This window comes from Neisseria sp. P0014.S009 (assembly GCF_051958155.1).
Lineage (GTDB): Bacteria > Pseudomonadota > Gammaproteobacteria > Burkholderiales > Neisseriaceae > Neisseria > Neisseria flavescens_C.
The window spans coordinates 1-238 of sequence record NZ_JBQCVS010000249.1; the positions used below are offsets into that span (position 1 = coordinate 1).

A 238-nucleotide genomic window follows, 5' to 3' on the forward strand; every position below is an offset into this window, starting at 1 on the left:
GTATGTGAAACCTATCCTGGCCGCTTTGGAAAAATTCACTATTAAAGGTATGGCTCACATTACCGGCGGCGGCATTACCGAAAACGTACCTCGTGTTTTGCCTGAAAATACCGTCGCACAAATCGATGCCAAAGCGTGGGAATTACCTAAACTGTTCCAATGGCTGCAAAAAGCAGGCAATGTGGAAACCCAAGAAATGTACCGTACATTTAACTGCGGTATCGGCATGGTTGTTATC

At 45.4% G+C, this 238-nt stretch carries 1 protein-coding gene; it reads left to right on the top strand.

From position 1 onward, the window contains the following. Positions 1-238 (top strand): AIR synthase-related protein (locus ACTHS4_RS12530; protein WP_440366048.1); only part of this gene is annotated, 238 nt, incomplete at both ends.